The following is a 14,437-nucleotide window of genomic DNA, read 5'->3' on the forward strand; positions in this document are numbered from 1 at the left end:
CCACTCACTCCGCGCTGTAGACCCACCCCGGCTTGTCGAAGTCGTAGCTGTAGCCGTCGTACACGGTGAACTCCGCCGCGTAGGACACGCGGTGCTGTCCGTCGTGCGTCCAGTAGCGCACCTGCCAGTCGCGGCGCAGCGCGTCCGCATCGAGGCCGACCTGCGCAAGATCGTCCGGATAACTGCCGTGCTGGACGTGGTATGCGGTGACGGCGTCGACGACCCGCTGCGCCTGCGCGCGCGCCTCGCTTTCGTAGCGGCCGTGCGCGAACGCGCTCACGGCCAGTGCGGCCACGATCGCGACCGCCTTGATGCCTTGGGCCTTGCGCCGCGCCGGACGTCGCCAGGCGAGCCAGGCCATGCGCGGGAACCAGACCAGCAGGATCGGCAGCCAGAGCGGCAGCAGGAACCCGGCACCGGGTCGCGCGCTGGACAGGATGAGCAGCGTGGCGAGGATCGTCGGCCAGAACTCGCGCACCCAGCCCGGCTTGCGCGCCGGCTCCACGCTCGTGTTGTCGACGACGGCGTCAGCCACGCTCCACCCGGTTCCGTCCCAGGGTCTTGGCCTGGTAGCAGAGCTTGTCCGCCCGCTCCAGCGTCTCGGCCACGCTCTCGCCGCGCAGGTGCTCGGTCAGTCCGGCCGAGAAAGACACCGGCAGCGTGATGTCCTGCACCACCAGCGGGTGGCCGTGGAAGTGCTCGCGCAGCCTTTCCAGCGAGATGACCGCTTGCGCCAACGGCGTGTTGGGCAGCAGCAGCACGAACTCCTCGCCGCCCCAGCGCGCGAGCACGTCGGTGCGGCGGATCAGCGTGTGGGCGTGCCGGCTCAGCGCGCGCAGCACCTCGTCGCCGATGGCATGGCCGTGGGCGTCGTTGACCGACTTGAAGTGGTCGAGGTCGATCAGCGCGACGCACCAGTCCTGCTCGCTGCGCTCGAGCCGCATGCGCTCGTTCTCGAGCAGCTCCTGCATGTGGCGGCGGTTGACCAGGCCGGTGAGGTCGTCATGCGTGGCCAGGCGATGGATGTGCGCCAGCGCGGCCTCGAGCTCGAGCTTCTGGCGTCGCAGCCGGTCGCGCATGCGGTGCAGGCGCACGGTGAGCAGGCCCACGCCGATGACCATGATGCACAGCATCATGAAGTAGACGATCTCGCCGCCCGGCGGGTAGTGCTCGGGGTTGCGGCGCGAGGCGAGCATCATCACGAAGCCGAACAGGCCCAGCGTGTAGAAGCCGACCCAGATCACCTGCCGGCTCGACAGCCCGAACATGCCGAACATCAGGATCACGGCGAGGATGATGCCCACCAGGCTGTGCGCCTGGCCCGCGAACGAATACGCCCAGGCCGCGCACAGGATCGCGTAGAGCATCTGTTGCATCGTCAGCGCCGGGTCGGCGAAGCGCTTGTTGGCACCGCCGCGGATCACGCTGACGACCACCAGCATGCCAGCCACCGAGGCGGCCGACCACCACCAGATCGGGCCGGTGTCGACGAGGCCGAAGCCGTTGGCGATGTGCAGCGCGAGCACGCAGAAGCACATCATCGCCGACGCGAGCCAGGCCTGCGCGAGGCGGAAGCGCTGGCGGCGATCGGTGGTCAACAGCGCGTCGGTGAACCCTCGCAGGGATGCCATGTCCGGTCTGTCTCGTCCATTTTTATAGACGTGCAGACTAACGGAGTTTGGCGGCCCCTGGCATCCGAAAGATGCCCAAAACAACGCGCAGTTGCAGGTTTCTTCCTTGACGAAGAATTAACGCCCGCGCAAGGCGGGCGTCGAGGGCATCACATGCCGGCGTAGTTCGGGCCGCCGCCGCCCTCGGGCGTGACCCACACGATGTTCTGCGTCGGATCCTTGATGTCGCAGGTCTTGCAGTGCACGCAGTTCTGCGCGTTGATCTGCAGGCGGTCGGTGTCGTCCTCGTTCTTGACGAACTCGTACACGCCGGCCGGGCAGTAGCGGCTTTCGGGGCCGGCGTACTTCGCGAGGTTGACGTTGACCGGGACCGAGTTGTCCTTCAGCGTCAGGTGGATCGGCTGGTCTTCGGCATGGTTGGTGTTGCTGACGAAGACGGAGCTGAGGCGGTCGAAGGTGAGCTTGTTGTCCGGCTTCGGATACGCGATCTTCGGCATCTCGGCGGCCGGGCGCAGCGTCTCGTTGTCCTTGACCGTGCCGTGCAGCGTCCACGGCGGGATCATGCCGAGCTTGGGCATCAGCCACTGCTCGATGCCGGTCATGATGTTGCCGATCAGCTTGCCCTTCTTGAACCACAGCTTGAAGTTCTTGGTGCGCTGCAGCTCGGTGTGCAGCCAGCTCTTGTCGAACGCATCGGGATACGCGGCGAGCTCGTCGCCCTGGCGGCCGGCCTGCAGCGCGGCGAACGCGGCCTCGGCGGCAAGCATGCCGGTCTTGATCGCGGCGTGGCTGCCCTTGATGCGCGACGCGTTGAGCGTGCCCGCGTCGCAGCCCACCAGCGCGCCGCCCGGGAACACCATCTTGGGCAGCGCCTGCAGGCCGCCGTTGTTGATGGCGCGCGCGCCGTACGAGATGCGCTTGCCGCCTTCGAGGTGCGCGCGGATCGCGGGGTGCGTCTTCCAGCGCTGCATCTCCTCGAACGGGCTCATCCACGGGTTCTTGTAGTCGAGGCCGATGACGAAGCCCAGCGTCACCTTGTTGCCTTCGAGGTGGTACAGGAAGCCGCCGCCGAAGGTGTCGTCCATCATCGGCCAGCCGCCGGTGTGCATCACGTGGCCGGGCCTGGCCTTGTCGGCCGGGATCTCCCACAGCTCCTTGATGCCGATGGCCCAGCTCTGCGGGTCACGGCCTTCCTGCAGGTTGAACTTCGCAAGGATCTGCTTGCCCAGATGGCCACGCGCGCCCTCCGCGAAGATCGTGTACTTGCCGTGCAGCTCCATGCCCAGCTGGAAGCCGTCGTGCGGCTCGCCGTTGCGGCCGACGCCCACGTTGCCGGTGGCCACGCCCTTGACCGCGCCCTTGTCGTCGTACAGCACCTCCGCCGCGGCGAAGCCGGGGAAGATCTCGACGCCCAGCGCCTCGGCCTGGCTCGCCATCCACTTGACGACGTTGCCCAGGCTGATGACGTAGTTGCCCTTGTTGTGGAACGGCATGGGCATCAGCCACTCGGGCACGCTCTTCGAACCCGTCTCCGACAGGAACAGGAACTCGTCGCCCGTGACCGGCTGCAGCAGCGGGCCGCCGTCGGCCTTCCAGTTCGGCAGCAGCTCGTTGATCGCGATCGGATCCATCACGGCGCCCGACAGGATGTGCGCCCCCGGTTCCGAGCCCTTCTCGAGCACGACCACGGAGACTTCCTTGCCGGACTCCGCGGCCAGCTGCTTCAGGCGGATCGCGGTGGACAGCCCGGCCGGGCCGGCCCCCACGATCACGACGTCGTATTCCATCGCCTCGCGCGGGCCGTATTGAGCAATGAGTTCTTGCGGGGTCATGAGCAGCTTTCCTGGGAAGATGAATGCCTGGGGCGCCGGCTTGGAGCCATTGGGGCTGCATTCTACGGGGCACGCGGACGAAAATAGCACGATCGTTCGATTTTTGCGCTGCATGCTATGGTGGCACCCATCTAATCCAGGCGGGACGGCGTCGCCGACGTCGCCGCAGCGTGCTCGCACGCCCGCCTCAAAACGAACTCACGGAGAGAGCAGATCATGGCCATGAAGATCGACCTGGAAGGCCGCGTCGCCTTCGTCACCGGCGCGTCCAGCGGGCTCGGCGCGCAGTTCGCGAAGACGCTGGCGAACTCGGGTGCCGGCGTCGTGCTGGCCGCGCGCCGCGTCGAGCGGCTGAAGACGCTGCGCGCCGAGATCGAGGCGGCCGGCGGCGACGCGCACGTCGTCGAGCTCGACGTCACCGACCCCGACAGCATCAAGGCCGCCGTCGCCCACGCAGAGACCGAGATGGGCGTCATCGACATCCTCGTCAACAACTCCGGCGTCAGCACCACGCAAAAGCTGACCGACGTCACGCCCGAGGACTTCGACTACGTGTTCGATGTCAACGCCCGCGGCGCCTTCTTCGTCGCGCAGGAAGTGGCCAAGCGCATGATCGCGCGCGCCCGCGGCGCCGCGCCCGGCACGTATACCGGTGGCCGTATCGTCAACGTCGCCTCCATGGCCGGCCTGCGGCCGCTGTCGCAGATCGGCGTCTACGCGATGAGCAAGGCCTCGGTGATCCACATGACGCGCGCGATGGCGCTCGAATGGGGCCGCTACGACATCAACGTCAACGCGCTGTGCCCCGGCTACATCGACACCGAGATCAACCACCACCACTGGGCGACCGAGTCGGGCCAGAAGCTGATCCAGATGACGCCGCGCAAGCGCATCGGCAAGCCGTCCGACCTCGACAGCGCGCTGCTGATGCTGTGCGCCAACGAGAGCCACTTCATCAACGGCGCCGTCCTGCAGGCGGACGACGGCTTCGGCCTCTGAACGATGCGCTTCGACCTGCCGGAAGGCCTGAAGCTCGTCCACGAGATGCGCATCCCGGTGCGCTGGGGCGACCTCGACGCGATGGGCCACGTCAACAACACGATCTACTTCCGCTACTTCGAGTCGCTGCGCATCGAGTGGCTGCAGACGTTCGGCGCCGAGCCCAACCCGGAAGGCGTCGGGCCGGTGATGGCCAACGGCTTCTGCAACTTCATCCGCCAGATCGAGTATCCCGGCGAGATCGTCGCGCGCCACTTCGTGACGCCGCCGAAGCCGGGCTCCAGGAGCCTGGACACCTACTTCACGCTCTCGATGTCCGACACGCCCGACCTCGTCTCCGCCAACGGCGGCGCGACGCTGGTGTGGCTGGACTTCCCCAACAAGAAGACCGTTCCCTTGCCCGACCACCTGCGGGTTGCCTGCAATTGAGGCTCCAGTGCCATCGCGTCCGCCGGTGACACGGACGCCACGGCGGCGGCGGCTTCCGCAGGATGCACCGCGCCGACTGCGCCGGCAGTGACCGGACGGTTCACGAAGGATGCCGGATGTGCAGGCCCGGGCGCGGCACCGCATCGAAAGCGGCGGGCGCGGTCGCGGCGACGAACGACTTCTCGAGGGTGAGCAAGGCAGCCTGCAGCGCCTGCAAGTCCGCGACCTGCGGTGCGTCGATCGGCATCTCCGACGGCCAGGGCGGACCCGTGCGAGCCGCGCGCAGCGGCGGCGAAGTGGCTGCTGCCGCGATCTGCTGCGCCAGTGCTGGAGTATCCGGCTGGGTTCCGACTGCGGAGGCCAGTCCGGTGACACGCTCGCGCAGTGCCGTCAGCAGGGCATTGAAGCGCACCCAGCGGTGCTCGATCCAGCCGACGCTGCCAGGCATCGCGAATTTTTCGATGAAGGCCTTGGCCACGGCGGTGCCGTATTCGTCGGCCAGTTCAAGTATCTGCCTGCCCGACATTCGGATGTTGATTCCGCCCTCGTCCGGCAGCAGGTAGACGCGTGCGACCCGGTCGCGCACGCCCGGCATGCGCGTGGCCGTGCCGTCATTCCAGCGCCAGGTCGTCGTGAAGAGCGCTACCGTGAATGAGATCAGGCTGGCCAGGCCGGTGCGGGTACGCACCTCGTCGGGGTCCCATGTGTCGGCTCGGCCCTCCCGGTTCTGCTTCGGCAGCCAGACCGGCGGCCCGGCGTCCCGGCTCGCGCGGGACTGCAGTGAGATTCCGAAAGTCGGCCACCTGGGTACCCAGGTGTCGAACAGGTGGATCGGGAAGTTCGAGCACAGCCCGCCGTCGGACATCCAGCAGCGCCTCGCACCTGGCTTGGTGTAGGGGGTTTCGTATACCAGCGCCCACAAGGGCACCGCCGAGATCAGGAACGGGAAACTCATCGCCATGCGTGCGGCAACGACGATCGGCAATGCGCCGGTCGGCAGCTCGCGCAGGCCCTCGGGAACCGCGCTGACCGGCGGATCGAGGGCATCGCGTGGCATGTAGCTGCTCGACATTCCTTCCAGGTAATCCAGCAACCCTTGCGGAAAGTAGTCCTTCAAGTCGTCGGGAAGGAAGAACAGCCTCTCCATGTCATCGGACTCGTCCAACGGAAACAGATAGGGCCGCCCGTGGGACAGGTTGCTCACGTAGACCTGCAGATCGATGGAGCGTTGGTCAGCATCCACCGCGTCGTATTTCAGAACCTCGGATGGCGGGGATGGCGCATCCCACAGATCCGCAAAGGTGAGCGGCGCATCGGCCGCAGGGTCGCGCCCGGCTGCCTGCTGGATGGATGCGTGCAGGAATTCGACGAGGTCCGGTTCGCCCGCAGCGGCCTCGCCGCCGTGACCTCGGCACAGGCCGAAGCCGTTCGGGACCAGGCCACGCGCCAGATCCCATGTGATGCCGACCAGCACTGCCAGCCCCAGCGTCACCACGAACACCAGCAAGGCCAGCAGCCACCATGGCGCCCAGAAGTTGATCGTCAGAATGGTGGCCTTGCCGATGTTCCCTGCCCCTGTCCAGGCCAGCACGGTCCAGATGCAGCCGAGCACAAGCGCGATGACCGGCACGCAATACACGATGCGCATCGACTTGCCGTACTGCCGCAAGGCCTCGACAGCCGCGGCCCCCAGGCGCGACGCGGCAGACCCGTGATTCAGCGCAGCCAGGAAGATCTTGAACAGCCGGCGCGTTCGCGGCTGCGGATTGAACAGGCGCTCCAATTGGGAACGCTGGTCGCCCTCGACCTCGGCGGCGAGCTTGCTCGGTACGTTCTCCAGCAGTTCGAAGCCGTCGGCGAAGCCATGACGCCGGCGATATTCAGCCGCGGCCGTCAGGGCGGCGGCGAAGGCTCCGATCGAACTGCCACCGATGCTTCGGAACCTGTACTGCCGCGACAATCCGGCCACGGCCGTCGCATAGATGATGCCGCTGGTGATGCCGCCTTCCAGGATGATGTCGCAGAAGCGGTTGCGCGGGGCCCCGCGCGCTTCGATGGACCCGATGTCGTCGGTGTCCGGCTTCACGGGTGCCGCGGGAGACGGGGCAGGGGTTGCCGTCGAGCCGGCGCTCTGGTCGCCCCAGTCGGCCAGTTCGCCAAGCGCCTGCCGGCTCGGAAAGAGCGCGTAGAGAGTGCCGCGCGTCGTGACGAAGGGTTCGAACCCCTGGACCCGGATGGGTTCGCCGCCGGCCTGCGGAATCTCGAAGACGGCCTCCGGATCTTCGTGATGGCCGACCAGCGGATCCTTGGCACGTCCGCGGTTGTCCGGTCCCATCGGCTTCTTCTCGATCCATTCCGAGACCAGGCTTTCGAACTGGTCTTCGATGCTGGCGCAGAAGAAGGCGGCCATGAGCCCCCGGGGCACCTCCGGGGCCTTCTCGAAGCTGGGCCCATAAGGGATGCCGCGCCGGAACAGTGTGCGCAGTCCTGGAGGCACCACGGGATCATCGCGCGGATTGGCGCGCCGGATGTGCGCGCCGAAGGGGCAGCCTGTTCCGCTCGGATCCTCGCTCGGCTTCAGCATCGCGACCGGCACGGCTCCGCTGGCGCCGGCAGCCGGGGCAAGGAGAACTCCGGGCTGTACAAGCGCGCCGTTGGTCCATCGGCCGCACAACTTGGCCTTCAGGTATTCGATGTCGCGTGTCTCGGGGTTGCTCGCAACGGTGCGCTGGAGCCACTTGTTGAAGCGGTCCTCGTGCTGCTCGACTTTGCGCAGGATCCCGAAGCTGGCATTGCGCGCGAAGCGAGCGGCGTCGGCCGGCGTGCTCTTGCCGACCCAGTAGTTGAATTGCTTGTCGTTGTCGTGGCCCAGCAGCAGTTCGCCGGCGGAGTGCAGTTGTTGCGTGCGGGATCGACCGGTCACCACGGGCTGCGAGATGTTGTCGCGGAAGCCGAAATGCACGACCCGGACCGGCGCAGGCGCCTTGGGCCTGATCTTGCGCGTCAGGTGGGCGGCGTCCAGCATGGTCTCCCATCCCTCGAAGCAGTCCTCGCCGCACATGGCGAACCGGAGCAGCCGCGTCATCTTCTCCAGGTCGTCCTTCTCGTCGGCATGCAGGCTCAGCCAGACATGCGCGCGATCCAGCGCGAAGGGCCCCTCCCAGCGATCCGCAGCGCCGTCGTCCGAGTCGCCGAGGTGCACACCGGCACGCGAGGGTGCCCCCTCCGTGAACGCGGGCGACTTCTGCGCAAGGATGTCGAGGTACCCGGCCGCCAACCCGAGCGCCTGCAATCCGCGATAGGTGAACCCGATGTTGATCGCGACGTCGGGGCGGCCGGCCTCGCCGAACGTGATCAAGCGCCGGCGCAGCAAGCGGTCGAGGAAGCCGCGTGCGGCACCCGCTTCCTTGATCTTCAGGACGATGTGGCGAGCGAAGTCGGTGTCGTAGCCGGTGAGCGCGAGGCGCTGCACGTCGCGCTCTTCCGCCTTGTCCAAGGGTGTCGGGGGCGGGTGGGCGCCGGGCGCGGGAGCGTCTCCGTCGATGCGGGGGGTGATGACCATGATTGTCAAACCCCCGCATTGGCGATGTCTGCCACGGTCGTCAGCGGATACGCGCTGAAGAAGTAGCCGGCGATCGGCTCGCGATGGTACTGTCGAATGGCATTCACGAACTCGTTCGGGTACTCGCGGATCGGCCGCGGCAGATTCACATCGAGGTAGTTGAACTGCAGATCGAACAAGGGCACGAGCAGTGCGAAGAATTCGACGTAGGCATCGAATTCCCCGTCGTAGGCCGTCGACATGCAAAGGTGGGTGCGCGTCTCGTCGAAATTGAACCAGGCGAAATGCACGTGCTTGGACATCGCGAGGGCGTCTTCCACGATGTGCGCACCGGCTCGTATGATCTGCTCGAGCTTGTAGGCGCTCTGCAGCACCGGCTCCTTGATCGGCAGCACCACATGCAACGGCTGCTGGTTCAGCCTCAGGGTGCGTTGGAATTGCAGCGGGAAGCTTTCGCAGATGGCGCCCCAGCGCGTGCGCAGTCGCATCGGCAACCCGGTGTCCGGTGCAATGACGCGCGAGAGACCAGGCAGCAGCAGGACCTGCATGACGGCCTCCACCACCAGCGGCATCACGAAGCGCTGCCCGGCGCATCGATGGGGATAGTCCTTCCGCGGTGCCTGCCAGCCGAATCGCAGGTCATCCTGCGAATCGGCGCCCAGTGCCAGCAGCACCAGTGCGCCGTCCGGAATGCCTGCCAGCCGGGCCCCGCTGCCAGGGTCGCCCGGGTCGGCACGCGCAACCCGGGTCAGGAACGGGGCCGCTGGCCTGGCGTTCAGGGCGGCGTCGATCAAGGCGGCGAGTCGCGCTCTGTCGCCCGCCCTGGCTGCTGCTCGTGCAGCCCCGATCGACGGCGTCCCCTCTGCGCGCGCCTGATCGTCGAAGAAGAAGTCGATGGCGATCGAGACGGCCGCCGTGATGTTTCCGACGGTTCCCGCCATCAGTCCGAGAGCCACCATGATCGGATACGCCGGGTCGCCGGAGCCGTTCTGCGCGAACAGGCGCGAGATCACCGTCTGCCGCGACAGGCCCTTGTCCAGCAGGTCCCGGTCCCGCGTGGCTGTCGCGGCGTCGTTCACGAAGGCCTCGAGCAGGCTCTTCAAGGCGAGGGCCTCCGGCGATTCGAGCGGCGCCAGGCCCGGGTCGGTGACGAAGTGCCGACCGATGATCTGGAAGATGAGCCGCTCGTACGTGGCTGCCATCCCGAGTTCGAGGTGCACGTGCGATTCCGGCGGCAAGCCGAACAGCAATTCGACGAAGCGCAATCCGGCCTGCTGCGCAACGTTGCCGACTAGGTCGAACTCGCTGGTCTTGAAGGGGCGGACGCACGCCTGCCGCACGGCTTCGCGGGCCGTGGCTTCGATCTCGCCGTTGCTGAACGTCAGCGCTTTCACGGCATCGAGCTTCTGCTTGTCGTGAAGGGCACGATCATCGATACCCAACATGAAACGTCCTTGGCTGTCGAGCGACGCATAGGGTTGGACGCTGTAGTGCTGGAGTGCGTGGGCGACGTCGTCACGGCCCGAGACGACATAGAGGTCATGGCTCGGCCACGACGCCGTATCGTCGGGCTCGCGCACGAGGCTCTTCAGCTGCAGCAGGCGGAAGCCCGCATCTCGCAGCTCCCGGTACAGATCCTGCCGCGCCTCATCGTCGCGCAACCAGTCGAACAGCAGCCGATTGCGGCGAAACGGGTTGGTCTCGCGATCGAAGACGTCGAGCTTGTCGGTCATTCCTCACCTCCCACTGTGTCGTTGCCGCGCCGACCCTGGACTCAGGGCGACTCCACCCGTTCCCTGCGAGCCAGCCAGTTGCGAGCCTGAAGCACGTCGCGCGTCGTGTGCCCCTCCGTGATGGCGTCGTAGGCCGGCTTGAGCACCTCGGCCGCCTGGCGGTGCCAGCCCTGGCCGTGCCACAGTTCTGCCAGGCTCGTCGCCGCGCGCAAGGCCAGCGAGCGCTGATCGAGCGACGTCGCGTCCGCGAGTGCGCCGCGCAGCCAGATCTCGGCGTCGGCGGCGCGATCCTGGCCGGATCGCACGGCGCGCTGCAACAGGATCTGCCCCGTCAGGCGCCGGATCTCGGCGATGTAGTAGCGCTCGCCGGTGCGTTCCACGATGGCGAGCGCCTGTTCCAGGAGGGCCAGCGCTTCGTCGAGTCGAAGGCCTCGGGCCAGCGCCTCGGCCCGCATGGCCAGGTAGAAAGGGGTCGTGACGACGGCGCCGGTGGCCGCCCAGAGTTCAAAGCCCTTGTGCATCTCCTCGATGCCTTCGGCGCACTCCCCCAACTCGGCGAGGATGCGTCCGCGCATGATCCGCGCGTGGGCGAGCCAGACCGTGAATCCGTTCTCCTCGCAGACCGTCACGGCGGTCGTGGCGCTGCCCAGCGCGGCTTGGTCCTCGCCGCGGAAATGCTGCACGGCTGCCCGGAAGCCGTGCGCTTCGCCGAGGCTGAATGAATGGTTCAGGCGCTGCGCGAGTTCGACGACGGCGTCGACGCGCTGAAGGGCCTGATCGGGAAAGCCCAGTTCCCAAAGCGACCAGGCCGAGTAGCACAAGCACATGACGCCGGGGTTCTGCATGCCCTCGGGCTTGCGCTCGAGGCGATCGTATTCGGCGCGGCACTCGTCCATCTGGCGCACGGCCAGACCCATCTCTCCCTGGTGCATGAGGATGTTGGCCAGGGCCCACTGGGTCTGGATGCGATGCAAGGGGCTGTCGCGATGGCCGTCGACCGCCGCGGCTTGAAGCGCGTAGTCCCGCGCCTGCGCAAAATTGGCGCGCATGAAGTGATAGCCCTCGAGGCCGAGGAGAACGCGCATGAGCGCGGCCTGATCACCAAGATCACGGGTCAGCGCCATGGCACGTGCATAGGCTTGTTCGACGCTCTGTGCTCCGTAGCCGTGCGTGGCGATGAGGCGAGCGGCCAGCAGCAGTTGTAGCCGGAGCTCGAGTCGATCGCGCTCCTGGCATTCGGGCGTGCGGTGCAGCACGCTCAACGCCTGTTCGAGATGCCCTATCGCCTCGGCATGGGCCGAGCGCGCCGTGGCCTGCCTGGCGGCGATCTCCCACAGGTGAAGCGCCTGGGAATCGAGCCGCGCCTGTGTCAGGTGGAAGGCCAGCAGTTCGGGCTGGCGTTGCGCCAGTCCAGCAAACCGCTCTTCGATGACCTGCGCGATGACCTGGTGCAGGCGCGCACGCCGCGGCAGCAACAGGGAACGATACGCCGCGTCGCGCAACAACACGTGCCGGAATGCCAGGCGCGTTTCGTCGTCGTCGCGCCTGGAGATGAGTACCCCGGAACGGAGCAGCGCCGCGAGCTGCACCTGAAGATCCTGCAGGGGGAAGGAGGAGCCGGGGTGTTCGAAGACGGCCTGTATCAACGCCTGCGGGAACTCGCGGCCGATCACCGCGCCAAGCTGGGCCACCGGCTTTGCGGGTCCGAGCTGGTCAAGGCGTGCGGTCAGGAGGTCCAGCAACGTGGTGGGGACGGGAGGCACGGCAGTCGGATCGAGGACCCCTCCCGTGGCACCGACGTCCATGGCCATCCGGGTCGACTCCTCGATGAAGAGCGGAACGCCATCGGCTCGCGCGGCAATGAGATGCACCAGTTCGGTCGGCAACCTCGACGCCGCGCAGGTGCGCTCCACCATTGAACGCGACAGCGCCGGCGAGAGGCCGCGCAACTGCATCTCGTGCACCGGCCTTCGCGGGTACCACCAGCCATGCGCGTCGGTGCGCATCGTGACGATGATCAACAGGGGGAGCGCGCGCCCTTCCTCGGCGAAGCGATTCACGAAGTCGGCCGTCGATGGATCCGCCCAATGCGCGTCTTCCACGATCATGCAGGAAGCACTTTCGCGCATCAGCTTGACGGCCAGCGCCACCAGGAGTTCCACGGTCAGATGGCGCCGCCGTTCGGGCGCCAGATCAAGGACCGGATGGCGCCGAGGCATGGCGATGCCCAGGAGGTCGGCAGCAAGCGCCAACGTCCCTTCATCGGCACGGACGCGCGCCACCAGATGGCGCAAGCGGTCCAGGGTGGTCGGATCGCCGAGGTCTTCCATGTTGAGCTGGGCACGCAGCGCCTCGATCAGCGGCTGGAACGCGCTGTTCGTGTGATCGGGCGAGCAGCGACACTCGAACACGGGGGATCCTCGCGCGACCAGGACGGTCTTGGCTTCGCGCACGAGTCTCGACTTGCCGATCCCGGCTTCGCCGACGATCCGAACGAGGCGCAGCGAGCCGGCGCACGCAGCGTTCCAATGGTTGTCCAGCGCTTCCAGTTCGGCATGGCGTCCGACGAAAGGCGTCATGCGGGGATTGGCGATGCGGGTCGCTCCGTGCTGCTCGGTCGACAACACCTTGCCCGACGCGAAGAAGGCGAAGACCGGCTTCTCGATCCCTTTCAGCTCGTCGTACAGGTGCCCTGGAATCTCGAATCGGAAGGCGTCCCGCACGATGCTCCACGTGGGACTTGCCACCAGCATGCGACCCGCGCCGGCCTTGTCGCGCAGGCGCGCTGCCGTGACGATCGGATCGCCCGTCGGCACGCCATCGCGCACCACGACTTCGCCCGTGCAGACGCCAACCCGTACCGAGAGTCCGAACGCGGGCGCAGCCTCGACCAGTTCGAAGGCGGCGTTGACGGCCTTGGCAGCCGCATCTTCGCGTGCCACGGGCAATCCGAAATAGCACATCCGGCTGTCGTCGCCCTGCGGGTCATCGGCGACGCCGCCGTAGGATTCGACAATGGCGGCGACGCGGTGGTCGTAGGCGGCCTGCAATTCGCTGAAGCGCTCGGTTCCCAGCCGGTGCATACGCCCCATGGAATCGTCGACGTCGATCGACACCACCGTCACCTGGCGCCAGGTGTCGTCGTTGCGCCGTCGGCGATGCTCCGGAAACGGGACGAATGCCCCGTCGCCATAAATCTCCGGTCGCAGCGTGGCGAGGCGGTCGATGCCCATCCTGTCGTGGAGGTGGACGCGCGCCTCTGCCGCGGCGATCGCCAGCGGCGCAGCGTTGATGAGCTGGCCGTAGAAGCAGGTCAGGAACTCGAGCGACCCCGGGTCTTCCGGCATCGAGCCACAGGCAAGCGTCCCCGCGGCGTTGTGACAAGCCGCACGCCAGTCGCCCGCGAGCGGCGCGCCGGCGCACTGGACGACGAGGAGCCGCGGCCAATGCACGCCGGCAAGGAGTTCCTGCGCATCGAACAGTTCGCCATTGCGCCAGGAAAGGGGCGGTCCGTCGACTGTCAGGCGACCGCTGAACGTGCCGAGGCAATGCAGGACGTCGCACTCGGTGACCAGGTCGAGCAGTTCGTCGCGCCGCACGTCGGTCACGTGCGCGACGCTTACCGCGACCCCGTCCATCGTGCGCAGGCGCTCGATCAAGGGGAGGACGGGATCCTCGCCGCCGGGGCGCGCCACCAGTCCGACCAGGACCGAGACCTGCAGCGGGCCGTGCCTCGGCGGCGCAGCCGCACTGGCATGGACGCCATCGTCGACGACGAGCTGCCGGCTGATCGCAAACCGTTCGCCCAGGAATCGATCACCATCGAATGCCAGCTCCCATGGCAACCATGCCAACGCCGGCTCGAGTTGCAGCGTGAGCGGCCGAGGGCCGCTTTCTCGCAGGACGGCGGCGATGGGCGCCGGCAGAAGGGCCGACGACAGCAAGGCCCCGAACTCGCACCATGCAGAAGCGCCGGCGCTGCGCAGTTCCGGTTCGCCCGGTCGAGCCCGTGCAGTCAGAGCCAGGAATCGCCGGTGCAATTCCTCGATCCTCGGCGTGGCGTTCGGAATCGAAGCGAAGCGTACGGTGCGACGCGAGTCGGTGAGCGCGAGGAGCAGCTCGTCCCCGGGCGACATCGCAGCAAGGACGAGGCCTTGCGAGTCCCACGCGGACGCCACGTCATCGTCCTTTTGTCGCGCGTGGGCCGTGTTCGTGAGGCCCGGTCACTGCACCTTCGACCGGTCCGACGCA

General features: G+C 67.3%; 8 protein-coding genes. 2 read left to right on the forward strand and 6 right to left on the reverse strand.

From position 1 onward, the window contains the following. Window positions 1–4: 4 nt before the first annotated feature. From LPC04_RS13390 to LPC04_RS13400, 3 genes are all read right to left on the reverse strand, one after another. Entirely contained in the window at window positions 5–535 is a 531-nt protein-coding gene (locus LPC04_RS13390; RefSeq protein WP_275682746.1) for a hypothetical protein, read from the reverse strand. Continuing rightward, complete coding sequence (locus LPC04_RS13395; RefSeq protein ID WP_275682747.1) at window positions 528–1,631, reverse strand: GGDEF domain-containing protein; 1,104 nt, start codon at window positions 1,629–1,631, stop codon at window positions 528–530. The genes LPC04_RS13390 and LPC04_RS13395 overlap by 8 nt, the downstream gene beginning before the upstream one ends. Before the next feature lie 149 nt (window positions 1,632–1,780). Continuing rightward, complete coding sequence (locus LPC04_RS13400) at window positions 1,781–3,463, reverse strand: electron transfer flavoprotein-ubiquinone oxidoreductase (RefSeq protein WP_275682748.1); 1,683 nt, start codon at window positions 3,461–3,463, stop codon at window positions 1,781–1,783. Between the two features lie 216 nt (window positions 3,464–3,679). Here LPC04_RS13400 and LPC04_RS13405 point away from each other — a divergent pair, with 216 nt between their 5' ends. Both LPC04_RS13405 and LPC04_RS13410 read left to right on the forward strand, forming a co-directional pair. Beyond that, window positions 3,680–4,462: an SDR family oxidoreductase gene (locus tag LPC04_RS13405; RefSeq protein ID WP_275682749.1), complete on the forward strand. Its 783-nt coding sequence runs from the start codon at window positions 3,680–3,682 to the stop codon at window positions 4,460–4,462. Window positions 4,463–4,465: 3 nt separating this feature from the next. Next, window positions 4,466–4,891, forward strand: a complete 426-nt coding sequence (locus tag LPC04_RS13410) for an acyl-CoA thioesterase (RefSeq protein ID WP_275682750.1) — start codon at window positions 4,466–4,468, stop codon at window positions 4,889–4,891. Between the two features lie 100 nt (window positions 4,892–4,991). On the opposite strand, the gene LPC04_RS13415 is transcribed toward LPC04_RS13410, so the two are convergent. The 3 genes from LPC04_RS13415 to LPC04_RS13425 all read right to left on the reverse strand — a co-directional run bounded on the left by LPC04_RS13415 (window position 4,992) and on the right by LPC04_RS13425 (window position 14,364). Continuing rightward, window positions 4,992–8,387 (reverse strand): patatin-like phospholipase family protein, encoded by a 3,396-nt coding sequence (locus LPC04_RS13415; protein WP_275682751.1) that lies wholly within the window; start codon window positions 8,385–8,387, stop codon window positions 4,992–4,994. A gap of 71 nt (window positions 8,388–8,458) precedes the next feature. Continuing rightward, complete coding sequence (locus LPC04_RS13420; protein WP_275682752.1) at window positions 8,459–10,186, reverse strand: cytochrome P450 family protein; 1,728 nt, start codon at window positions 10,184–10,186, stop codon at window positions 8,459–8,461. A gap of 41 nt (window positions 10,187–10,227) precedes the next feature. Beyond that, on the reverse strand, window positions 10,228–14,364 hold the full coding sequence (locus LPC04_RS13425; protein WP_275682753.1) for an ATP-binding protein: 4,137 nt from the start codon (window positions 14,362–14,364) through the stop codon (window positions 10,228–10,230). Window positions 14,365–14,437 lie beyond the last annotated feature (73 nt).

This window comes from Scleromatobacter humisilvae (genome assembly GCF_023231945.1).
GTDB lineage: Bacteria > Pseudomonadota > Gammaproteobacteria > Burkholderiales > Burkholderiaceae_C > Scleromatobacter > Scleromatobacter humisilvae.